At 70.6% G+C, this 21,489-nt stretch carries 26 protein-coding genes; 9 read left to right on the top strand and 17 right to left on the bottom strand.

Annotated features, from left to right (window positions below; all coding sequences use genetic code 11):
- Positions 1-197: 197 nt before the first annotated feature.
- The 7 genes from ACH4TV_RS12470 to ACH4TV_RS12440 all read right to left on the bottom strand — a co-directional run bounded on the left by ACH4TV_RS12470 (position 198) and on the right by ACH4TV_RS12440 (position 5,645).
- The gene (locus tag ACH4TV_RS12470) at positions 198-632 is read right to left on the bottom strand and encodes a nuclear transport factor 2 family protein (protein WP_398397077.1); all 435 of its coding nucleotides are present in this window, start codon (positions 630-632) and stop codon (positions 198-200) included.
- On the bottom strand, positions 629-1,516 hold the full coding sequence (locus ACH4TV_RS12465) for a hypothetical protein (protein ID WP_398397075.1): 888 nt from the start codon (positions 1,514-1,516) through the stop codon (positions 629-631). Before ACH4TV_RS12465 ends, ACH4TV_RS12470 begins: the two co-directional genes overlap by 4 nt.
- Positions 1,517-1,810: 294 nt before the next feature.
- On the bottom strand, positions 1,811-2,851 hold the full coding sequence (locus tag ACH4TV_RS12460; protein WP_398397074.1) for an LLM class flavin-dependent oxidoreductase: 1,041 nt from the start codon (positions 2,849-2,851) through the stop codon (positions 1,811-1,813).
- Positions 2,852-2,868: 17 nt separating this feature from the next.
- Entirely contained in the window at positions 2,869-3,507 is a 639-nt protein-coding gene (locus ACH4TV_RS12455; protein WP_398397072.1) for an NAD(P)-dependent oxidoreductase, read from the bottom strand.
- 50 nt (positions 3,508-3,557) lie between these two features.
- On the bottom strand, positions 3,558-3,917 hold the full coding sequence (locus ACH4TV_RS12450) for a DoxX family protein (RefSeq protein WP_398397070.1): 360 nt from the start codon (positions 3,915-3,917) through the stop codon (positions 3,558-3,560).
- Between the two features lie 77 nt (positions 3,918-3,994).
- Complete coding sequence (locus ACH4TV_RS12445; RefSeq protein ID WP_398397068.1) at positions 3,995-4,675, bottom strand: SDR family NAD(P)-dependent oxidoreductase; 681 nt, start codon at positions 4,673-4,675, stop codon at positions 3,995-3,997.
- 31 nt (positions 4,676-4,706) lie between these two features.
- A complete protein-coding gene (locus ACH4TV_RS12440; protein ID WP_398397066.1) occupies positions 4,707-5,645 on the bottom strand; it encodes an NADP-dependent oxidoreductase in 939 nt (312 codons plus the stop codon).
- Between the two features lie 99 nt (positions 5,646-5,744).
- On the opposite strand from ACH4TV_RS12440, the gene ACH4TV_RS12435 reads away from it, so the two are divergent.
- Entirely contained in the window at positions 5,745-6,437 is a 693-nt protein-coding gene (locus ACH4TV_RS12435; protein WP_398397064.1) for a TetR/AcrR family transcriptional regulator, read from the top strand.
- 150 nt (positions 6,438-6,587) lie between these two features.
- Here ACH4TV_RS12435 and ACH4TV_RS12430 read toward each other — a convergent pair whose 3' ends face one another.
- The 7 genes from ACH4TV_RS12430 to ACH4TV_RS12400 form a co-directional block, all read right to left on the bottom strand.
- On the bottom strand, positions 6,588-6,998 hold the full coding sequence (locus tag ACH4TV_RS12430; RefSeq protein WP_398397062.1) for a zinc-binding dehydrogenase: 411 nt from the start codon (positions 6,996-6,998) through the stop codon (positions 6,588-6,590).
- Positions 6,999-7,127: 129 nt separating this feature from the next.
- A complete protein-coding gene (locus tag ACH4TV_RS12425; RefSeq protein WP_398397060.1) occupies positions 7,128-8,264 on the bottom strand; it encodes an ABC transporter substrate-binding protein in 1,137 nt (378 codons plus the stop codon).
- 361 nt (positions 8,265-8,625) lie between these two features.
- Positions 8,626-9,006, bottom strand: coding sequence for a nuclear transport factor 2 family protein (locus tag ACH4TV_RS12420; RefSeq protein ID WP_398397058.1), 381 nt, complete (start codon positions 9,004-9,006; stop codon positions 8,626-8,628).
- Between the two features lie 36 nt (positions 9,007-9,042).
- Entirely contained in the window at positions 9,043-9,459 is a 417-nt protein-coding gene (locus tag ACH4TV_RS12415; RefSeq protein ID WP_398397056.1) for a nuclear transport factor 2 family protein, read from the bottom strand.
- A gap of 5 nt (positions 9,460-9,464) precedes the next feature.
- Complete coding sequence (locus ACH4TV_RS12410) at positions 9,465-10,271, bottom strand: MBL fold metallo-hydrolase (protein WP_398397054.1); 807 nt, start codon at positions 10,269-10,271, stop codon at positions 9,465-9,467.
- A 43-nt stretch (positions 10,272-10,314) separates the two neighbouring features.
- The gene (locus ACH4TV_RS12405) at positions 10,315-10,923 is read right to left on the bottom strand and encodes a DsbA family protein (RefSeq protein WP_398397052.1); all 609 of its coding nucleotides are present in this window, start codon (positions 10,921-10,923) and stop codon (positions 10,315-10,317) included.
- 154 nt (positions 10,924-11,077) lie between these two features.
- Entirely contained in the window at positions 11,078-11,572 is a 495-nt protein-coding gene (locus tag ACH4TV_RS12400; protein ID WP_398397050.1) for a MarR family winged helix-turn-helix transcriptional regulator, read from the bottom strand.
- A gap of 157 nt (positions 11,573-11,729) precedes the next feature.
- Here ACH4TV_RS12400 and ACH4TV_RS12395 point away from each other — a divergent pair, with 157 nt between their 5' ends.
- A complete protein-coding gene (locus ACH4TV_RS12395) occupies positions 11,730-12,218 on the top strand; it encodes a nuclear transport factor 2 family protein (RefSeq protein WP_398397048.1) in 489 nt (162 codons plus the stop codon).
- A 9-nt stretch (positions 12,219-12,227) separates the two neighbouring features.
- Positions 12,228-12,788, top strand: coding sequence for a TetR/AcrR family transcriptional regulator (locus ACH4TV_RS12390; RefSeq protein WP_398397046.1), 561 nt, complete (start codon positions 12,228-12,230; stop codon positions 12,786-12,788).
- Positions 12,789-13,284: 496 nt separating this feature from the next.
- On the opposite strand, the gene ACH4TV_RS12385 is transcribed toward ACH4TV_RS12390, so the two are convergent.
- Positions 13,285-14,076: a hypothetical protein gene (locus ACH4TV_RS12385; RefSeq protein ID WP_398397045.1), complete on the bottom strand. Its 792-nt coding sequence runs from the start codon at positions 14,074-14,076 to the stop codon at positions 13,285-13,287.
- Between the two features lie 537 nt (positions 14,077-14,613).
- Between ACH4TV_RS12385 and ACH4TV_RS12380 the strand changes: the two genes are divergently transcribed.
- From ACH4TV_RS12380 to ACH4TV_RS12365, 4 genes are all read left to right on the top strand, one after another.
- The gene (locus ACH4TV_RS12380; protein ID WP_398397043.1) at positions 14,614-15,048 is read left to right on the top strand and encodes a DUF2809 domain-containing protein; all 435 of its coding nucleotides are present in this window, start codon (positions 14,614-14,616) and stop codon (positions 15,046-15,048) included.
- Positions 15,049-15,472: 424 nt separating this feature from the next.
- Positions 15,473-16,465, top strand: coding sequence for a dihydroxyacetone kinase subunit DhaK (gene dhaK, locus ACH4TV_RS12375; protein ID WP_398397042.1), 993 nt, complete (start codon positions 15,473-15,475; stop codon positions 16,463-16,465).
- 73 nt (positions 16,466-16,538) lie between these two features.
- On the top strand, positions 16,539-17,138 hold the full coding sequence (gene dhaL / locus ACH4TV_RS12370; RefSeq protein WP_398397040.1) for a dihydroxyacetone kinase subunit DhaL: 600 nt from the start codon (positions 16,539-16,541) through the stop codon (positions 17,136-17,138).
- Positions 17,131-17,559, top strand: a complete 429-nt coding sequence (locus tag ACH4TV_RS12365; protein WP_398397038.1) for a PTS-dependent dihydroxyacetone kinase phosphotransferase subunit DhaM — start codon at positions 17,131-17,133, stop codon at positions 17,557-17,559. The genes dhaL and ACH4TV_RS12365 overlap by 8 nt, the downstream gene beginning before the upstream one ends.
- Before the next feature lie 67 nt (positions 17,560-17,626).
- Here the strand turns inward: ACH4TV_RS12365 and ACH4TV_RS12360 are convergent, their stop codons facing one another.
- A complete protein-coding gene (locus ACH4TV_RS12360; protein WP_398397037.1) occupies positions 17,627-18,358 on the bottom strand; it encodes a glycoside hydrolase family 75 protein in 732 nt (243 codons plus the stop codon).
- 389 nt (positions 18,359-18,747) lie between these two features.
- Between ACH4TV_RS12360 and ACH4TV_RS12355 the strand changes: the two genes are divergently transcribed.
- Both ACH4TV_RS12355 and ACH4TV_RS12350 read left to right on the top strand, forming a co-directional pair.
- The gene (locus tag ACH4TV_RS12355; RefSeq protein WP_398397773.1) at positions 18,748-19,707 is read left to right on the top strand and encodes a fibronectin type III domain-containing protein; all 960 of its coding nucleotides are present in this window, start codon (positions 18,748-18,750) and stop codon (positions 19,705-19,707) included.
- A gap of 180 nt (positions 19,708-19,887) precedes the next feature.
- A complete protein-coding gene (locus ACH4TV_RS12350; RefSeq protein ID WP_398397035.1) occupies positions 19,888-20,424 on the top strand; it encodes a hypothetical protein in 537 nt (178 codons plus the stop codon).
- A gap of 64 nt (positions 20,425-20,488) precedes the next feature.
- On the opposite strand, the gene ACH4TV_RS12345 is transcribed toward ACH4TV_RS12350, so the two are convergent.
- Complete coding sequence (locus ACH4TV_RS12345) at positions 20,489-21,313, bottom strand: putative protein N(5)-glutamine methyltransferase (protein WP_398397033.1); 825 nt, start codon at positions 21,311-21,313, stop codon at positions 20,489-20,491.
- Positions 21,314-21,489 lie beyond the last annotated feature (176 nt).

The raw sequence follows: 21,489 nt of genomic DNA, 5'->3' as shown, positions 1-21,489 counted from the left end.
CCCGGCCCCCCACCCGGCCCCCCCCACCCCCCCTCGCCCCGCCCCCCCCCCCCCCCCCGGGGGGCGGGGGGGGGGGGGCGGCGGGTGGGGGGGGGGGGGGCCCCCCGGGGGGGGGGCCACGCCGCCGTGGAGCAGCAAGCGCGCCACGGTTTCTGACCTCGCGGCTTGGCGAGACAACAACGACACCGTGAAGGTGATCAGGCGAGGGCCGGGGCGAGGACCGGGTGGGCCACGCGGTGGGCGATCTTCCAGTTCCCGTTGTCGAGCCGGTAGTGGTCGTTCAGTTCGACGACATGTCCGGCGTTCGCGGCCGGATAGCGGGCGGGGTCCTCGTCGACGGGGGTGGGCCCGGCGTAGGCGAGCAGGGAGACGGTGCCCTGGGCCGTCCCGTCCCCGATGCTGTGGAAGTGCTGGCTGGTGACGAGATGGCGGACCGTCACCTCGGGACCGGAACGGGCGTTGAGCACGTCCCGGATCTCCGCATGACCGCGCAGCGTGCGTCCATGGACCTCGTACAGGGCGTCGAGGGCGAACAGCTCGAGCAGTTCGTCGTACTCGCGGCGGTCGTAGTGGTGGAAGAAGGCCGTGTTCAGCCGGGACAGCGACCAGGCCGTGGCGTCCTGGGGAGTCACGCCTGCGCCTCCGTCGGGGTGAGGGCGTCCGGGCTGGTACGGGTCTTGAGGACGAAGTCGAACTCCATGGTCCGGTAGGGGCCCTGGAATCCGTGTCCGGCTATGTCCTCGGGGTCCTCGTGCAGGGTGGTGTCCGCCTGCAGGGCTGGGTGGGCCAGCTTCGAGCCGACGAAGTCGACGGGGATGACGGGGTCTCCCTTGAAGTAGATCTCGCCGAACCAAGGGGTGATCAACTCAGGGTGGTGGACCTCGTAGTGGATGTGGGCCGGACGGTAGAGGCTGCGGCCGAGGGCCGCGGCGGCCTCGACGACCCCGTCGATCTCCATGGCGTAGGCATCGGCGTAGGCGACGGGCGTGATGGTGGTGAAGGTGTAGCGGCCGTCGGTGTCGGTGAACAGGTGCCCGCGCAGGTTGTACTTGGGCACTCCGTCGTCGTACAGACCGGAGTAGTTGCCGTTGTTGGCCGCGTGGTAGATCTCCAGCTTGGCGCCCGCGAGCGGCTGACCGTGGCCGTCCAGAACGCGGCCGGACACGACCAGCGGGATGCCGGGCTCGTCCGGCCGCATCGGCAGGGCGCCGGGGTTGTCGATACGCGGGGAGCCGGGGATGACGGTGGGGCTGTTGACATCCTCGGAGGGGGTGTAGCCGTCCCGGCCGCCTTGGAAGAGCTCGCTGTACAGGGGCATGGCGACCAGCGCGAGGGGGGCGCCGGTGGCTCCCTGGAGCTGCTGCAGCACGTCGGTGACGGCGTTGAGGTCGTCGAAGGTCAGTCCTTCCTCGTCGCGGAGGCGGGCCAGAGCGCTCTTGAACGCCTCGACGAGACGTAACGCGCGGGGGTTGATCTGCGTCGGGTCGACGTAGGACGGATCGGTGGTCGTGGTCATTCCGGTCTGCTCCTTCATGGGGGGGGAGATCACTGAGGGCAGGCATCAGCCGCCCGGGATGTGAGGGCAGTCGGAGGGTCCGGGTGTGGAAGCCAGTGGCGACGGTCTTCACGCCGCGGTCACTTCGGGCGGCGGCGGGCTTCGGTGGCGAGGCGTTCGACGGATTCGTCGGCTGTCGGCCATGGAGCACACCGTGCCCGCAGACGCCTCACACACTGGTCGGAGGCGCGCCGAGCCAGCCGTATGGCGGAGATCGCGAGGAGCAGGTGGCCGCCGTGGCGGGACGGCGCCGGCTCATGGTTTCGCCAGCTCGGCGCGGATCTGAGGGAGCACCTTCGTGCCGAGGAGTTCGATGCCGCGCAGGAAGTCGCGCTGCGGCATGCCGCCGACGTCCATCTGAAGGATCTGGCGGGTGTGACCGAGGAGCCCGTGCAGGTGGAGGACGCGGTCGGCGATCTCGTCGGGACTGCCGACGAAGACCATGCCGCCGGGGCCGTAGTCGGCGGCACGGTCGGCGCGTGAGGGGGCGGGTCGGCCCAGTTCGGCCATGCCCTCGGCCATCATGCGGTACTCGTACTCCAGGTACGTCGACCGGGCCTGGGTGCCGGACTCGGCGACGAATCCGTGTACGGCGACCGCGATGTCGGCCCGCTCGGCGGGGTGGTCTGCCTGGGCCCAGGCGGCGCGGTAGGTGTGCCCGTAGCGTGCCCAGTGTTCGGGGGTGCCGCCGAGGATGCCGAGGAACATCGGCAGGCCCAACTCGACGGCGCGGGCCACCGAGTCCGGGCTGCCGCCGGTGCCCAGCCAGATCGTCAGCGGTTCCTCGGGGCGGGGGAAGACGGTGGCGTCCTCCAGCGGCCGTCTGCGGTGCGGGCCGCGCCAGGTGACGTTCTCGTCGGCGTTGACGGCCATCAGCAGGGCGAGTTTGGAGGCGTACAGCATGTCGTAGTCGTGCTCGTCATGGTCGAACAGCGGGAACGTGATCGTCGACGAGCCGCGTCCGGCGACCAGTTCGATGCGTCCGGGAGCGAGGGACGCGGCGGTCGCGAGCTGCTGGAACACCCGGATCGGGTCGTCGGTCGACAGGACGGTGACCGCGGTGCTGAGCTTGATCCTGTGGGTGGTGGCCGCGGCGGCGTTGACCACGGAGGTAGGCGAGGACAGCGGCATCGCCCGCATGTGGTGCTCGCCGACCCCGAAGAAGTCCAGACCGACCTCGTCGGCGAGCTTGATGGCCTCCAGTACGTCGCGGAGGGCCTGGGCGGTGGGTCCGCGGCGGCCGTCGGGCAGGCGCGGGGTGTTACCGAAGGAGTAGACGCCGAGTTCGAAGGTCATGGCGGACCGGTCCTGAGTCAGTTACTGATGGCGGGCATGGCACGCCGGTAGCGGTCGTCGGTGAGCTGCGAGACGAGGAACGCGGCGATGTCGGCGCGGCTCATGGCGGAGCCGACCTTGTCGTGGCCGAGGAAACCCGCGCGGATGCGGCCGGTGGCGGGCTTGTCGGTGGGGTTGGTGATCCGGGCGATGGTGTAGTCGAGGCTTGAGCCGGTGACGGCCTCGGTCATGCCCTTCAGTTCGGCCAGCGCGTTGGGGAACATCAGCCCGGCCGCGACGGGCAGGACCTTGTGCTTCCAGTGCGGCTTGTCCTTCGGGTCGGCCAGCGACGGCGTGGCCAGGCCGATGAAGCGGGTCACCTTCCGCGCCTGCATGGCCTGCACGACGGTGCGGGTTCCGTCGGTCACCTGGGTGCCGGTCGTGGACCGTTTCAGGGACGGTCCGAGCGCACTGATCACCACATCGGCGCCAGTGACGGCCTGCTCGACGGCGTCGCGGTCGGACAACTTCCCGGTGACGACCGTGAGATGGGAGTGGGTGAGGGTGAGCTTGGCAGGGGTACGGACCAGGGCGGTGACCTGGTGGCCGTCGTCCAGCAGTTGCTGGACGACAAGGCGGCCGATGCCGCCGGTCGCGCCGAAGACGGTGACACGCATCAGGGGTTTCCTCGCAGTGACGGTCAGCAGGAGGGGATCACAAGGAGGGGTCAGAAGCTGTACGGGCCGAAGCGCCCCCAGGCCACCAGGGCGGCCAGGACCAACAGGACGGCGTTGACGGCGATCGGGCCTGGTTCCTTACGGCGAGCGTGGAAGATCGCGGCCAGCACCATCAAGACGACCAGGCCGGTCGCGGCCAGCGGGGTCAGTACCGGGGCTATGTCGATGGCCGCGGGCAGGATCAGACCGAGGGCGGCGGCGAACTCCACGATGCCTATGAAGCGGAGGGTGGCCGGCGAGTAGCCGGCCGTCTCGTCCACCTTGTCCTCGGACTGGGTGGATTTCTTGATGCCGATCATGCCGAAAAAGGCGGCCAGCAGGGCCTGCACGATCCACAAGGAGACGTTCACGTTTGGATTCCTTGCCGGAGGGTGATGGGACGGGAGGGACCGGATGCCCCCTCCCTGGAGCAGGGTTGACCGGCCGGTCAGGCGTTGAAGACGGCCTCGGAGCGGTCGCGGTTTTCGTGCAGATCCCAGTACAGAGGAGCGATCTCCTCGGACGTGGCCGTCGGGAAGCCCTCCGGGCCGCCCCCGCCGATCCACACGTTGATCGCCACGTGCGCGGCATGCACACCGCTGCCGGCCAGCTCCTTGCCCAGGTTGATGACCCAGTTACGCAGAGCGGCCCCGGCGGCGTTGACGTTGCCGAGCATGGGGACGGGATCCACCGAACCTCCGCCGCTGGTGAACAGCAGGGTGCCTGCGCCCGCCTCGCGCATCGCGGGCAGCACCGCGCGGGCGGCGACGACGGCGCCGTAGAAGATGTACTCGATCTGCGGCTGCAGATTGTCCACCGTGGCCTCCGAGGGAGCGGCCAGGGTGACGCCGAGCACTGGGGAGTGCGGGGCCGGCGAGTACTCCAGTACATCGATGCCGCCGAAGCGGGCCTTGACCGCGTCCAGGGCATCCGTCAGTGAGTCGCGGTCCAGCACATCGGCGGGGAACGCCTCGGCGGTGACGCCTTCCTCGCCGAGCTGGTCGACCAGCGTCTGAAGCTTCTCCTTGGTACGGGAGATCAGCGCGACGTCGAAGCCGCGGCTGCCGAAGGTACGGGCGATGGCCAGGCCCATGCCGGGGCCGGCTCCGATGATGGCAATGGTGGGCACGGTCGTTCCTCTTTCGTTGGACGGACGTGGGTCAGGAGCAGGAGACGGCGATCTTGCCCGGGGTGCTCGCGCCGAAGGCGGCGAACGCTTCCGGGGCCTTCTCCAGCGGGTAGGTGGCGGTGACCGGCACACGCAGCGCACCGGAGACGACCTGCTCGGCCAGAGAGGCCAGGATCTTGGCGTCGGGGTCGGCCATGATCGTGTGGACGGTGACGTCGTGCCCCTTGACGGCGTCCTGGGTCAAGCCAGTGGCCGAGGCAAGCTGACCGCCCGGCCGCAGCAGACCGGCCAGCGCGGCGCCGTCACCCGCCAGGTGCAGCACAGTGTCCACACCCTCCGGGGCGATCGCGCGGACCTGTCCCTCCAGGTCACCGGTGAAGTCGACCACGTGGACCTCCGCGCCGGTCAGGCCGGTGACGAAGTCGGTCTGCGTGCCGGGACGGGCGGTCGCGATCACCTTCGCGCCACGGGCGGCGGCGAGTTGCACCGCCAGCGCGCCCACCCCGCCGGAGGCCCCCGAGATCAGCAGCGTCTCGCCCTCGCCCAGCGCCACCACGTCCAGGCTCGCCACGGCAGTGGCCCCGGCCACGCCCAGCGCGCCCGCGTCCCCTGCCGTCAGGCCCGCGGGGATGCGGGCGACGCCGTGTCCGGCGGCGACGGTGACGTACTGGGCCAGCGCCCCGGCGCCCAGGAACGGCTTCAGCACGACACCGAAGACCGCGTCGCCGGCCGCGAAGCCCTCCACGCCCTCACCGAGCGCCTCGACGGTGCCCGCGAAGTCCTGGCCGAGGACCAGCGGGAACCGGTGCTCCATGAACGTCTGCGTGTAGCCGGCGGCGGTGGCGATGTCGATGCCGTTCAACGAGGCGGCGGCCACCTTGACCAGCAATTCCCCGGACTCGGGGCGAGGAGTGTCCACCTCGGTCACAGCCGGGGCCGAGGGCACGGATTCGAGCGTGACAGCGCGCATGACAGCATCCTCCAATAAGTGGACCGGGTGGCCCACTTTCACCGCCGCCCACCGTACAACAGAAGCGGCCCCCTCGTTCCACTTGGATAGAGTGGGCGCATGACCTCCCCGCCTTCCGACCAGACACCGTGCCAGCAGCCCGGCCCGGGACTGCGCGCCGACGCCGAGCGCAACCGCTGCCGCATCCTGGCCGCCGCCCGCCGTCTCTACGCCGTCGAAGGGCTCGGCGTGTCCATGGCCTCCGTCGCCCGTGAGGCAGGCGTCGGCAAAGCGACACTCGGCCGCCGCTTCGCCACTCGCGAGGAACTCGTCAACGCGGTCTTCGCCGACCGCATGGACGCCTATGCCGAGGCCGTCGCCGAGGCACTCGCCGACCCCGACCCCTGGCACGGCTTCACCGGCTACATCCACGCCGTCTGCGCCATGCAGGCCGCCGACCGCGGCTTCGCCGACGTACTGACCATGACCTTCCCCGCCGCCAAAGCACTGGAAGCCCGCCGCACCGAGGCCTACAACGCGTTCCTCGAACTCATCGCCCGCGCCAAGAGCAGCGGTCACCTCCGCGAGGACTTCGTCTCCGAGGACCTCGTCATCCTGCTCATGGCCAACGCCGGCGTCGTCGCCGCCACCGGCGACGCAGCACCGACCGCCTGGCGCCGCCTCGTCGGCCACATGCTCCGCTCCTACGCCGCCCCCGGCGCACCGATCCCCGAGCTGTCCCAAGCCCCCAGGCCCACCGCCCTCTATCGCGCCATGGTCCAGCTCTCACGAACCGGCCCAGGCACCGCCTAGGGGGCCTCGGTATGACGGCGAGGAGGGTGTCGGCCCGGGCACGGACCGGCGGGGTCCTCGCCCAGGCCCCGGCCGGGCGACCACGACGTCAGCTCGGACTGTCGACGGCCGGCAAAGCAGACGATGGCGCCCTCAGCGACAAAACTTCCTTCAGTATTGGTCCGGGACCCATACGATCCGGCCGCGGAGCCCGCCTGCGGCGAGGGCATGGTGAGCATCCGCGACCTGCTCCAGCGGATACGTCCTGGCCACGCGCAGGCTGATCAGACCCTCGCCCGCGTAGGCCGCCAACTCGGCCGGGCGCTCGGCGTCGCCGTGCCACGCCGGATCGGTCATCAGCACCTGGCGGCGCATCATGGGCGCGGAGTTGAGCAACGACACGAACGCACCGCCATGCCGCGCAACATCCGTCGCCCCGGCGGCCAGGTGGGCCGCGTCGACCCCACAGTCCGCGTCACGAGTTTCCCGTCGGCCGCTCCGACCTGGGCGACCACTCGCAGCCGCGCAGGTTCCACCGCGAAAAGCCCCACTCCGCCGCCGGCGCCGGAAACCAGCAGCCACTGCCCCGGCTCCCCGGCAAACGCGTCCAGCGCCTGATCGGCGGAGGACGCGTTCAGCCGGCAACGACCAGTTGCACCAGGTCTCAGCAAGACGGAGCTTCCGACGGCGAATCCGCTGCCGGGATCCGGGTCAGACTCCCGGGTGCAGCCCGAGCGAGCCCGGCGACGGGTCGCCCTTGACCTCACCCAGGTACAGGGCGAAGGTCTGCTTCCAGCGCTCGACGGCGGCGCGGTCGGCCATGAAGCGGGGGAAGCCGTCGAGGTTGGCGTTGGGGTACTGCCAGATGGGCTTCAGACCCGTCGGCGGGGTCACGTCGGTGCGGACCGACCAGCCGTTGAAGGTGGCTTGCTGCTGCCCGGTCGACAGCTGCCAGTTGAGGTAGAGCTTGGCCGCGGTCGGGTGCTTGGCCTGCTTCAGGATCGTGGCCCGCTGCCCCCAGGCCATGAACGGAGTCGCCGCGTCGGGGATCACCCACTTGACGGGCCCGGTGGCCAGGGGGGCGCCGGAGGCGCCGACGCCGATCGCCTTCTGCCCACTGGTGACGGCGTCTCGGGGGGTGTAGCTGCCGCGGGCGAACTGCACGTCCTGGGCGGCCAGTCGGGCCAGCCAGTCCCAGCCGTACTTCTGCACGTAGAGCGCGTAGAGGTAGAGGGAGGCGTCGTCGTCGTGCGGGTAGGACGAGGCTATCCGCCCCTTCCACTCGGCGTCGACGAGATTCAGCGGGCTGCGCGGTGCGTCCGAACCGACCGCCGCCGGACCGTACATGTAGCTGAAGGAGCTCACCATGACGGCGACCCAGGCACCGTGCGGATCCTTGAAGGGGGCGTACACCTTCGAGAAACCGGCCGGCTTGTAGGCGAGCAGACGCCCCTGCTCGTTCCAGCGCACGAAGTCCTGCACAGTCTGCAGTTGTACGACGTCGGGCACGAGCGTGTCGGTGGCGAACTGGTTGTCCACGCGGACGTCGTGGTACTTGCTGTAGTCGACGACGACCGTCAGGTCGATGTCCGGGAAACGGCTCTTGAAGCCGTTGCGGAGGCCGTCCGCCTGCGTCGAGATGTCGCCGCCGGCGTAGATCACGAGCTTGCCGCCTTCGGCGAGAGCCGCCTGGTAGAGCTCGTCGAGGGTCCTGGTCTCCTCGGCTCCTCCTGCGGAACCGGGGCCGGGGGACGCCGCGGCGGGCGAGGTGACGACTAACGCGCCGAGGCCGAGAGCGGCACCCGCTCCGGTGGCGAGCAGGCGGCGTCGACTGGGGAGGTTGGTCATGTGGGGAAAGACCTTTCTGATCTGGCTGGGGGGAAGCAGAGCACCGGTTGCAGCGATGCTCAGGCTGGATAGATGCGGTGAGTGCCCGGAGGGGATGCACGCCCCTGCCAGTTGAGGCGTTCGACGGCTCCGTCGGTCGGCGGGGATCGTCACCGCTGAAATTCGACGGGCGCGCAGGTCGCGGGAACGCCACCGCAGGAGACGGTGGCGTTCGTTCGGAGCGTCCTCAAGTGGGGGCCGTGCACCGCGACATGTGCCCCGGTGCACGGCAAGTGGTGCACATCGGCTGAGGCGAACCTCAGAACCCTCGGGACCCTCAGAACCCTCGGAACCCTCGGAACCCTCGGAACCCTCGGAACCCTCAGAACATGGTGTTGTCGTTGGCGCTTTTCTCCGGGACCTCCTGGATCACGTCCCAGTGCTCGACGATCTTCCCGTCGGCGACGCGCCAGAAGTCCGCGACGGCCATGCCCCGATCGCCTGGCTCGAGGTGCAGGTTGCTGTGGGTGACCACCAGGTCCCCGTCGGCGATCGCGCGCTTGATGTCCAGGCGCAGCTCGGGGAACTTCCCTCGCAGCCAGTGGACATAGCCGATGAACGCCTGCGGACTGTCCTGCGCCTCCGGGTTGTGCTGGATGTAGCTCTCGCCGAGATGAGCGCCGGCGGCCTGCTCCGGCTGGTAGTCGTTGAACGCCTGCTCGTAGAAGGCGATCACGAGCGCCTTGTTCTCGTCAGCGGACACGCTGGATCTCCTGCCTTGCCGTGGTGCGGAGAGGCATCAGCCGTTCATGGCGTCGCGGACGAGAGCGGTGTCGACGAACTGTTCGAAGCGGACGATGAGTCCACCGCGTACGACGAAGTGGTGGGCGACGCGGACGTCGATCCGTTTACCGGTGGCCTTGTTGGCGGCGGTGTAGCGGGCCAGGACGACGACGTTCTCGCCGTCGACGACGTAGGTGTCGTCGTGAGCGGTCCAGCCCTCCCACTCCTTGCCGAGCTGTTCCATCACGTTGGACGTGACGCCGTCGGGGGTGCGGTAGGTGCCGGCGAGCGGGAAGCCCGCCATCTCGGTCCACTCCACGTCGGGGGCGAGGGTGGCGCGCAGGGCCTCCAGATCGGCGGCCGCGGAGGCCAGGTACTGACGGCGTACGACGTCGGCGGGTGCGGAGGACGTGGCGAAGTCGGTGTCGGTCATGACGGTCAGCCCCACTTCATTTCGCCCTTGGCGACCTTCGCGCCGATCTGGGCGGCGATCAGCATGCCGTTGTCCGGGTAGCGCTTGACGAGCGCCTCGGTCAGCGCGGGGCCGTCGGCGGCCTTGCCGAGCTCCTCCTCGAAGGTGAGGAGGTACTCGCGGGTGGCGGAGATGGCGGACGCGTCGGCCGCCGTGCCGGGCAGGCGGTGGCCGGGGACGACCAGCTCCGGCTGCAGCGCGGCCATTTCGTCGAGCAGGTCGATCCAGGCGGCGCGGTCCTCGGGTGTGGCGGTGTCGGCGACCCAGACGTGCTCCTGCTGGAAGAGCAGGACACCGCCGAGGAGGGAACGGCTCTCGGCCTGCCACAGGTAGTGGCGGTCGGGAAGGGCTGCCGTCCCGCCCTTGAGCTCGAAGCGGTGGCCTTCGAGGGTGAGGTCGCCGGTGAGCGGCTGGAGGTCGACCAAGCGGGTGGGGAGGTTCGGGCCGAGGGCCGCCCACGCCTTGAGCTTGCCCTCGTAGGAGTGCTGGATGTGCTCGATGACGATCGGGGTGGCGACGAAGACGGCGTCCGGGAAGGCGTCGGCGATCACTTCGGCACCGAAGTAGAAGTCGGGGTCCGCGTGGGAGACGAAGACGGTGGTCAGCTTCTTGCCCGAGTCGAGGATCTCGGCGGCCAGGCGGTGGCCGTCGGCGCGGGTGAAGGCGGCGTCGACCAGCAGCGCCTCGTTCTCACCGGTGACGAGGGTGGCGGTCTTGTTCTTGCTGCCGGCCGGGAAGTCCAGGTCGAGGACCTCGAAGGAAAGCGTGCTCATCGATGACTCCTTGCGCGAGGGATGGGGTGGGGACGGGGGAAGATCAGTGAGCGGCGAGGCGTTCGTCGACCTCGTCGGCGGTGGCGCGTCCGTAGGCCAGCGGGGTGACGGAGTCACCGTCGACGGCCAGCAGGGTGGGGAATCCGGTGACGCCGAGCTCGGCCGCGCGGCGGAAGTCGGCATGGGCCGCGGCCTGCGTCCCGGGGGCCTCGAAGGCGGCGACGACGGCGTCCGCGTCGAGCCCGGCCGTCTGGGCGACCGTCCGGTAGGTGGCGGCGTCGGACAGGCTCCGTCCGTCGACGTAGAAGGCGTCCTGCACGGCTGTGGCCAGCTCCGCCGCGCGGTCGGGGGCCATCTGGCGCAGGGCCGCGACGCCGAGTGCGGCGGCATCGGAGTCCATCACGAACGAGCCGTCGGCGATCAGCCGCTCGTACGCGTCGCCGAACTCGGCGCCGGTCAGTTCGGCGATCTGGGCGTTCGCGCCCTGGACGTAGCCGAACTCCCGGATGGGCACCCGGCGCTGCCCGGTGAACAGGCCGCCGGAGACCACCTCGGTTGCCAGTCCGGGGTGGCGGGAGACAACCTCGCGCAGGGTGCCGGAGAACCCGTGCGACCAGCCGCAGTAGGCGTCGAAGACGTAGACGAGCTTCATCGAAAACCTCGACAGAGAAGAACGCCCGCCGATTGCGAGCGATTCACCTGATCAAACAGTAGCTGACTAATCAGATATTTCTCGACCTGTGTGAACTGGGACACATGCGAATGTAGTCAACGCCATTAGACCCGCGCTGCCGCCGGTCCGCAGATCAGGGAAGTCGGGGCAGCACGTCCCGGGCCGTGTGACTGAGGATCCGGAGATCCTCCGCGAACCGCTCACGGTCCGCCGCGGGAAGGGGCTCCACGAAGTACCGCTTGATGTTCGCCAGGTGCACCCGGGCGGCGCGTACGACCGTCTCCTCGCCCAGCGGGGTCAACCGCACCAGCTTCCCGCGCCGGTCCTCGGGGGACTCCGCACGCGTCACGAGGCCGGCCGCCTCCATCCGGTCCACCAGCCGGGTGGCGCCGCCGGTGGTCAGGACCTGCTCCTGCGCGATGCCCCGCATGGAGAACCCCGGCTCACCCGCCCGCCCGAGGATCAGCAGCACCTCGAAGACCAGATGGCTGATACCGCACTCCACCTCGAGCGCCCGGCCGAGGATGTACTCCAGCCGGTTCGCCGCGCCCTGCAGCCGCCCGAACGCCAGGATGAGCTCATGGTCGGCGGCCTCCTTCGCCGTACCGATCTCCGCTTCCTCGCCCACGGCCGCGTGGCCCCTCTCGTCGTCCCGGTGTCACCGTACCGATCAGTATCGGACGGCCCGCGCAGCCTAATCGGCCCGCCAGGCCGAGCGACAGCAGCCCCACTCCCGCAGTCACGGTGCGGTAGGTTATAGGTCGACCACTAACATGGGAGTGAAAATGACAGTCCAGGAAGACGACGCCGCCCGCCGCGCCGCTGCCCAGCACGCCGTGGCCGAGCACCTGCGCCTCACCGCTGCCGGACACACCGAGGAGTGGGTGAAGCTGTTCGCCCCGGACGCGGTGCTCGAGTTCCCGTACGCGCCGGCCGGCGTGCCCCAGCGGGTGACGGGGCGAGACGCACTGCGCGCGCACATGAGCAACTTTCCCGAGACCTTTGACGTGGAGTTCGTCGGCCTGGTGTTCCACGAGACGGTCGATCCGAGTCTGGTGATCGCCGAGTTCCGCTCGAAGGGCACGGCACTGCCGACCGGCAAGCCGTACGAGCAGACGTGCATCTCCGTCGTCCGGACCGATGACGACGCGCGCATCACCCACTACCTGGACTACTGGAACCCGCTGGTGGCGATCGAGGCGCTCACGCCCCACGACGTGCCGTCCGACTCCGACCGCAGCGTGGCTTTGGAGGCTGAGGGGAGCCGTGTTTGACTGACGCCCATGCCTGCCGCCGGTACCAGCACGAAGAGCGACGAACGACGTCGGGCCATCGTGGCCGCCGCGGTCGACTGCTTCGCTCACAAGGGTTTCTACGGTACGACGACGCACGAGATCGCAGACTGGGTCGGCGTCTCTCAGCCGTATCTCTATCGCCTGTACCCGAACAAGGAAGCACTGTTCGCGGCGGTGGTCGACCACGTGTCCGTCGTCATGACCGACACTCTGGTCGCTCACTCGCCGGCGTCGGGTGGGGCCGGGCCGGCGCCCGAGGCGGCGTCGGACGCGGCGTCGGACGCGGCGCGCGGCGCCTACGCCGCGCGCCTCGCGGACCGGAACATCCTGCGTTTCCTCATGCACGCGAACTGTGCCGTCGGCGAGCCGCTGGTGGAGCAGGCCGTGCGCCGGTGCTACGCCAAGCAGGTTGACACCGTTCGGCAGCTGCTGGGCGACGACGAGGCCGTGCGGCGCTGGTTCGGCGCCGGAATGCTCGACAACGTGGTCGCCGTGCTGGGTCTGGCCGACATCGATGAGCCGTGGGCGCACGTCCTCACCGCCCGATGACCCGACACCGGCAGTACGGCGACGACAGCCCCGAGTCCTCCTCGTGGGCCAACTCGGCCGGTGGGACTCGGCTTCTTCAGCCGCGGGCAAGCTTCGTCCGGGTCAGCCCCCTCCCGGGCGGGCGTCGGGGCGACGGCCGCGGCGGCGTCCGCCGCGGCCCGGTCCTACTCGGCCGGCCGGTTCAGGACCCGGCGATCACGAGCTCCTCCCTCTCGGCCTGGACCTCCTGCAGCTGCTTGGCCACCTGCACAGCGAGCGTGTCCAGTTCACTGCGTTCGCGACGATGCCGGGATGGTTCCTCCGGTCCTCAACGCCGCCGACGGGAAGATCCGCGGCACTGACGAAGCCGCAGGCCGGCCGCCGGCACCGGCCTTCGACGGCCGCCAAGGCCACTTCGTTGACGATGGTGTCCTTCAGTGGCAACACACCCGCACTCCGGCCACTCGCTGGAAGTCCGAGGGCGACGGCCCGGCAGGCAGGGCAGCCGCACAAGAGCTCAGTCGTCGTTTCTGGTCTTCTCGCTCGGCAGGAACCTCTGGCGTGCCCAGAGGCTCAGCAATGCCGTTCCGCCGACCAACAGCGGCACCGGGTCTCGGGCAGGTGGCGCCAGCACGTATCCCAGCGCCGTGACCGTGCAGACCGTCAGGGGAATGAACGCCGCCGCACCCTCCATCCCCCATCGCAGCGCAGGCTGAGCAGTGTCCAGGACGCTCGCCCCGCCGGGCACCCAGGGGCCGGCAGCAACCACCAGCAGTCCCGCGGTAACGCAGGCATCGACCAGCTGACAGGACATCACCTCAGGGCCGTGCGGGCCGACCGTCCACAATCGCAGCGTGTCACCGATCACCATGAGGGACAGCCCGACGATCCCGACCCACAAGGTGACTCTCCGGTCGCTTCGCACGAGACGGCGCAGAGCGAACAGAAAACTCAGGAACACGACCTCCGCGACCCAGAGGACACCGATCATCCCCGCCCCCAGCCGCCAGCCGTCACCGGCCCCCCGCAGCAGTACCCATCCCGTCATGAACACGGCCCCGGCTGTGATGACCCCGTCAAGCACGCGCCGCAGCAACACGTGCCGGCCTGTGCCGGCATCGGCCGCGACCACCAGACCGGCCATCCCCAGACCAACTGCCAGCGTCACTCCGGTGACAACCACCGAGCCCAGCAACGATCGCGCGTCCCGCCCCGAACCCGGAGGCTGCGCCGACAGCAGGGTGACCGCCCCTCGATACACACCGCCGGCTACCGCCGAACCCCCCAACAGCAGCAGACGCGTCCGCACCCGTCCCCTCGCCCCCCGCGCACGGACCACCAAAGAGCCCGCCAACCCCCAGCAACCGATGGACGGCCCGAAAGCCACCATCCGCGCCGCCCCGCTCCCAGCCGCCCACGGCATGCCGAACGTCAGCACTGTTCCCACAAGACAGGCCGCACCCACCGCTCCCCAGGCCCACGCCCACGCCCTGGTCCGCAGGCAGCAGCCCGCCCGGACCCTGAGCACGTCCGGCGACTTCCCCAACCCCGACATCAGGTGCGCCTTTCCACCGGTTCCCGCCCGCAGGGCCTCCCCCCACAACCCCCGGTTCCGTTCAGAACCGTAAAAGACCTGGCACCTGCCCCGAACCGAACCATCAGCTCATTCACTCGTACTGCGTAAGGGAGAACAGATCACCGGCCCTCCACTTCGCGCGGCCAACGCCAACAGCCTCGCCACCGCCTGCACCCGTACTGACCAATGGGCGACGTCCTGATGTTCCTGTCCGGCCTGCGGCTGCGGTGTACTTCGCCGCGAGCACCGAACGCCCGGCAGTATTCCCCTGTGCCTCTCATCCCCGGAACCAATGACCGCTCCGTCGAACCGGCGCGGATCCGTCTGGCGGCGGCCGTGGCCGCGGTGGTCACCGTCGGAGCGGGGCTGGGACTCCGGGCGGTGGCCACGGGAAGCGTGGCGAAGTACGGCGGAGACGCGCTGCACACCGTCCTGATTCTCGCCCTTGTCGTTCTGGTGGCGCCACGAGTGATGCCCCTGACGGCCGCCGGAAGCGCACTGGCCATCAGTTGGGGGGTCGAGTTCCTGCAGCTCAGCGAGATGACGGCGGAACTCTCCCAGCGCAGCGCCGTCACCCGCCTCGTGGTCGGTTCCACCTTCAATCCACCTGACCTGTTCTGGTACGCAGTCGGTGCGACGGCGGGCTGGCTCGTCCACACCTCGGTGGGCCCGTACCCGGCACGTCGGCGTACAGGGCCCAGTTGATACCAGCATCCTGGCGGCGAAGGCCGGCGAGCAGCCGCGAACAACATCGGACACCCAGGCCCGCACGGAACCGGTTCTGAATCCCAAGATCCGCACCAGCCACGGGCCACCGCCCACACCTTGTCGCCAGCGGGTCACAAGACGGCCTGGCGTGCGACCCTCACACTCCCGTCAGCGTCCGCACAGGTGACCCCCCACCAACTCAGCGTTGATACTTTCGAGAGACGGCTTCCAGAGCCACCTAACTGCACATCAGCAATTTCTGACGATCCGTCACCAAAGTCGGCATCAAGTCAGCATCAGTACCGCCGGAGACCGTCTTCGACCGGCGCGAACCGCCAAGATCGACAACTGAACAAAACTAGCTCTGACCTGCAAAAACATAGGTCATAGACTCCTCTTTTAATCTCACCTGGAGGTACCCGTGAAGATGCTCATCAACGTTCCGGAGACCGTGGTCGCCGATGCGCTGCGGGGCATGGCGGCGGCCCATCCCGAGCTGATCGTCGACGTGGAGAACCGGGTGATCGTACGGCGGGACGCTCCCGTCGCCGGGAAAGTGGCCCTCGTGTCCGGCGGTGGGTCGGGGCACGAGCCGCTGCACGGCGGTTTCGTGGGGCCGGGGATGCTGTCGGCGGCCTGCCCGGGTGAGGTGTTCACGTCTCCCGTGCCCGATCAGATGGTGCGAGCGGCGGCGGCCGTGGACAGCGGGGAGGGGGTGTTGTTCGTCGTGAAGAACTACACCGGCGATGTCCTCAACTTCGACATGGCGGCCGAACTCGCCGAGGACGAGGGCATCCAGGTCGCGAAGGTCCTCGTCAACGACGACGTGGCCGTGACCGACAGCCTCTACACGGCCGGGCGCCGCGGCACGGGCGGCACACTGTTCGTGGAGAAGATCGCCGGTGCGGCGGCGGACGAGGGGCGCCCGCTGGAGCAGGTGCGCGCCATTGCCCAGCAGGTCAACGACGCTTCACGCAGCTTCGGCGTCGCACTCGGCGCCTGTACCACCCCGGCCAAGGGCAGCCCCACCTTCGACCTGCCGCCCGGCGAGCTGGAACTGGGCGTCGGCATCCACGGCGAACCGGGCCGGGAGCGGCGGGCGATGATGACCTCGGGTGAGATCGCCGACTTCGCGGTGGAGGCCGTTCTGGCGGACCTGAACCCGCGCAACCCCGTGCTGCTCCTGGTCAACGGCATGGGCGCGACACCCCTGTTGGAGCTGTACGGGTTCAACGCCGAGGTGCAGCGGGTACTGGCCGCGCGCGGGGTCGCGGTGGCCCGCACGCTCGTCGGCAACTACGTCACCTCGCTCGACATGGCCGGCGCCTCGGTGACCCTGTGCGAGATCGACGAGGAGACGCTGCGGCTGTGGGACGCGCCGGTGCGGACGGCGGGGCTGCGCTGGGGCATGTGAGTCCGGGCGCGGGCAGCGGCCCGTGGACCCGGGCCGGCGAACGACCGACGTACCTACCACGCAAGGAGATCCTGTGTTCGACGCCGACTTCTTCCGCCGCTGGATGACGGCGACGGCCGTGTCCGTCGGCCGCGAGGCGGAGCGGCTCACCGCCCTGGACTCGCCGATCGGGGACGCCGACCACGGCAGCAATCTGCTGCGCGGCTTCAATGCCGTGGCGGCCGTCGTGGAGAAGGAGGCGCCGGACACACCCGGTGCCGTCCTCGTCCTCGCCGGACGTCAGCTCATCTCGACGGTCGGCGGCGCCTCGGGGCCCCTGTACGGAACGCTGCTGCGCCGCACCGGCAAGGCGCTCGGCGAGGACGCCGAGGTGAGCGCGGCGCAGTTCACGGAGGCGCTGCGCGCCGGGGTGGACGCGGTGATGGCGCTCGGTGGTGCGGCGCCCGGCGACAAGACGATGATCGACGCCCTGGTGCCCGCGGTGGACGCCCTCGGTGACTCGTTCGGCGCCGCGCGCACGGCCGCCGAACAGGGCGCCCTCGCGACCACGCCCCTCCAGGCCCGCAAGGGCAGGGCAAGCTATCTCGGCGAGCGCAGCATCGGTCACCAGGACCCGGGTGCCACCTCGGCGGCCCTGCTGATCGCGGCGCTCGCGGAGGCGGCCGGTGAATGACACGACCGGAGGGAACGGCGAAAAGCTGGTCGGGGTCGTGCTGGTCTCGCACAGCGCGGCGGTGGCCGCCTCGGTGGCGGATCTGGCCCGGGGGCTCGTGGGCGGCGGCGCGGCGGTTCCTGTCGCCACGGCGGGCGGCACCGAGTCCGGCGGGCTCGGCACGAGCGCCGAACTGATCACCGCGGCGGCCCGTTCCGTGGACCGGGGCGCCGGGGTCGCCGTCCTGATGGACCTGGGCAGCGCGGTCCTCACGGTGAAGGCGCTCCTCGCGGAGGGCGACGAACTCCCGGACGGCACCCGCCTGGTGGACGCCCCGTTCGTCGAGGGAGCGGTGGCCGCGGTCGTCACGGCGTCGACGGGAGCCGACCTCGCGGCGGTGGAGGCGGCGGCCGCGGAGGCGTACACGTACCGGAAGGTGTGAGGAGGAAGCAGCGTGGGAGGGTGGGACGGCGGGGAACGCTCTCCGTCCCACCCTCCCCCAGGTCGGCTCAGCCGCCGTCCACGACTTCGTCGCCCTCGGTGTACTCCACACTCTCGACGTCCTGGCCGACGAACGCCTTGGCCAGTCGTTCCCCCGTCTCCACCGCCGCCGCGTGGTCCTCGATCGGCGACACCCTGGAGTCCTTGAAGACGATGTACGTGACCCCGGAGGCCGTTCCGCCGCCGTGCGGGTCGGGGTTGATGCCCAGCGCATCGGCGGTGGCGTAGGACGCCTCGCCGATGATGTCGCGCGGGCCGGTGTCGCCGACGACCGCGTACTGCACCCGGTCCTTGTAGACGACGGCCGCGACCGAGCCGCCCCGGATGCCGTGGTCGCGGTAGTCCCAGATGCTGCTGGCGGCCGGGACGACGATGAACGGCAGGCGTTCGGCGTCCAGATAGCGGCCGTCGGACTGCTGGTAGGCGGTGGTGTCGGCGAAGTACGGGTCGGTGCGGGCGTTGCAGCGCGGGCCTGGTTGGCCGTCGCAGTCGATGTCCATGTCGGCTTTCCAGAAGACGGCGTCCTGGGTGCCGCAGACGGGAATGTCCGCGCGGGTCCCGCTGTCGCTGCGGTAGTGGCCGTTGGACACGGGCGCGCAGTCACGCACTTTGGCCAGCAGGTCGGCGGCCCGGACGCTGCCCTCGTACCGCACCGGCTCGTTCGGGTGGACGGCGGGCAGTGTGGTCGGGGCGAGCAGGGCGGCGCCGGCCGCCGCGAGCGTCAGCGTCTGGACACGCACGATAGGGGCCCTCTCCTGGGGGATCTGACGGACACTCGGTCCAATCTGGTGCCGGTCCGATCACGCGTCCACCGTTAGGGGGCCGTACGGTGCATGGCCCGAACTCCCGACAGGGGCCGGGCGCCTGAGTCCGTGTCGGCTCCGGCCGCCCGGCCGCCCGTCCGGCGCGGGAACAGCGACGACAGCGGTCCGCGCACTGACATGAACTGCCCTGCCAGCAGGGCGAGTTCAGCCTTGGTGAAGCCAGCATACGTAATCCGCCGCGAGCGCGGAGCAACCGCACCCCTCTTGATGTGCTCGCACCACCGGGTCCATATTGGTCCGGACCAATACCGTGCGGGAGGGACGGCAAAGGGGGCAGCTCTGTGCGACGCGTCGCCCGGTACGTCATGGCCGCCTGCGGCGCACTGCTGCTCACCGCCTCCTGCGCCTGGACCGGTGACGGGGGTGGGGGCGGCACGGAGGGCAGGCTGCCCGGCGCCCCGGCGGGGGTCACCGCCGCCGCAGGGAGTGCGACGAGCGTGCACGTGATGTGGAACCGAGCGCCGGACGGTACCGGGATCGCCGTGTACGAGGTGTATCGCGGCGCGGTGAAGGTCAGGGAGGTGCCCGGGTCCGAGCACATGGTGGATGTCGTCGGGCTCACGCCGGCCACCGCGTACGTCTTCACCGTGCGGGCGCGGAACAGCGAGGGCCGCTCCGGGCCGCGCAGCGGGCGCGTCCGCGCGACGACCCCGGCGGCGTCCGCCACGGACGCCGCTCCCCCGACCCGCCCCGGCTCCGCGCGGGGCGAGCCCGTCGGCAGCCGGTCGGTCCGGTTGTCCTGGGGCGCGTCGACGGACGACCGGGGTGTGGTCTCGTACGACATCCACCAGGGCTCGTCGAAGATCCACAGTGTGGGCGGCGACCGGACGGCGACCGTGGTCACCGGGCTGCGGCCGGGCACCCGCTACTCCTTCTCCGTCCGCGCCCGCGACGCCGCCGACAACGTCTCCCCCGCCGGCGACACCGTACGGCTCACCACCGCGCCGGGCACCGACGACGCCCGCGCCACCGCCCCCACGGGCTTCCGTGCGGAAGCCCGCCGCGCCGACGGGGCGTACTACCTCGACCTGTCCTGGATCCCGCTGCGCGCGGACGGAGTGATCACGGAGTACGAGATCCATCTCGACGGACGTCCGGCCACCTCCCTCCAGTGGGGCGGGGCCGTGCCGCGCGAGCGGGCGTCGTACAGCTTCTATGCGGGCCGGGACGCCGGGGTCGCGTACCGGGTGCGGATCAGGGCCCGGCTGCCGGACGGGACGTGGGGCGGGTTCTCGGCGGAGCGGACGGCCGTGACGAAGCCGTAGAGCGCCTTGACAGCCCATCAGCTGTCCGCCGTACGAACGAATCCGTCACCTGCCCGGTCGCCGTCCGGATGCGGGCCGGGGCCAGGGCACGTTGGCTGGCCCCGAGGCAGCACGGGCGATCCCCGACCCTCGGCGGCGCATGGGACGTACCGCCAACCGTGCAGCCGAAGGGCAGTCCACATGCGAACCACTCCGCTCCTCCTCCGATCCGGCCTGACCGTGGCAGCCGCCGCCGTGCTTGCCCTCGCACTCACCGCCCCGAACGCTTCGGCGGTCGGGATCTCCGTGAGCACCAGCGGGTCCACGGTCTCGGTGACCACCACCTCGTGCCCCACCAGCAGCGGCAGCGGCTACGGCAGCGCCTCGCTCCTCAACAGCAGTCAGCGGTCCTTCGCCGACGGGCGCGTGGTGACGCTCTCCGGTACGAGCGCCAGCCAGTCCGCCGTCTGGTCGAACGTCAGCACCGGCACGTACACCGTCACCGTGCGGTGCGCGAACGGTGACACCGCCGGTTCCCAGGCCGTCATCGTCAGCGCCGCCTCGACGCCCGCCATCTCCGCCACGGCCTCCCCCACCCTGGGTGTCATGGGCGGTCTCGGCGGCGCCGCCGAGGACTACGGCACCGTCACCTTCGCGGCGGGCGGCGCCCTGGTGGCGTGCGGCGTCGTGGCCGCGGTCTGGGTACTGCGCCGGCGCGCGAAGCCGCACCGGCTCTGACGCGTGCCCCACCCGGCCGGTGGCCGTCCTTGCGAGATCCTCGCGCGGACGGCCACCGGCCGTTCTACGGGCGGACTCCGACCACCACATGCGCGTACAGCTCGTCGGACATCGCGAGTCGGGCGACCAGGCCGCCGGACTCGAAGGCCGTGACGGCCGACGGCGCCTGGCGTTCACTCGTCTCGACCAGGAGGCAGCCGCCGGGGGCCAGCCACTGTGCCGCCCCCGCGGCGACCCGGCGCAGCACGTCCAGGCCGTCGCCGCCGCCGTCCAGGGCGACCAGCGGTTCGTGGTCGCGTGCCTCCGGGGGCAGCAGGCCGACCTCCTCGGTGGGAACGTAGGGCACATTGGCGGCGAGGATGCCGACACGGCCGCGCAGACCGCCGGGCAGGGCCTCGAACAGGTCGCCCTCGTGGGCGTGGCCGCCGTACGCGGCGACATTGCGGCGGGCGCAGCGCACGGCACCGGGGTCGATGTCGGCGGCGTGCAGTTCGGCTCCGGTGAGTACGGCGGCCAGCGCGGCGCCCACCGCGCCCGAGCCGCAGCACAGGTCCACGACGACGGACGCGTCCGGGGCCTGGGCGAGGGCCTGTTCGACGAGGAACTCGGTACGCCGGCGCGGCACGAAGACGCCCGGCTCGACGGAGATGCGCAGACCCCTGAACTCGGCCCAGCCGAGGACGTGTTCGAGCGGCAGGCCCGAGGCACGGCGGCCGACCATGGCGGTCAGCTCGTCCGGGGTGCGGGCGGCGGAAAGTATCAGCCGTGCCTCCTCCTCGGCGAAGACACAGCCGGCCGCGCGCAGGGCGGCGGCCACGGAGACCGGGGAGGAGCTGGGCGAAGAAGAAAGCGAAGAAGAACCGGAGGAGCTGGGGAAACTGGAGGGCATGGGAGCCGAGAGCCTTTCGGAAGCCGAAGGGCGCTCTCGCGGTCGCCTAAGCGAGCCCGGCAGCGTCCGCACCCAAAAGGGCGCGGGGAACTGCGCGACCAGCCACGACACCGCCGCAGCGAACCGACAACCCCTCGCGGCACCTCCCGCGGAGCGACTCGCTGCCTTGAGGTGAG

Origin of the sequence: Streptomyces sp. NPDC020898, assembly GCF_044333925.1 — a bacterium.
GTDB lineage: Bacteria > Actinomycetota > Actinomycetes > Streptomycetales > Streptomycetaceae > Streptomyces.
This window is presented reverse-complemented; position numbering and strand designations above follow the sequence as displayed.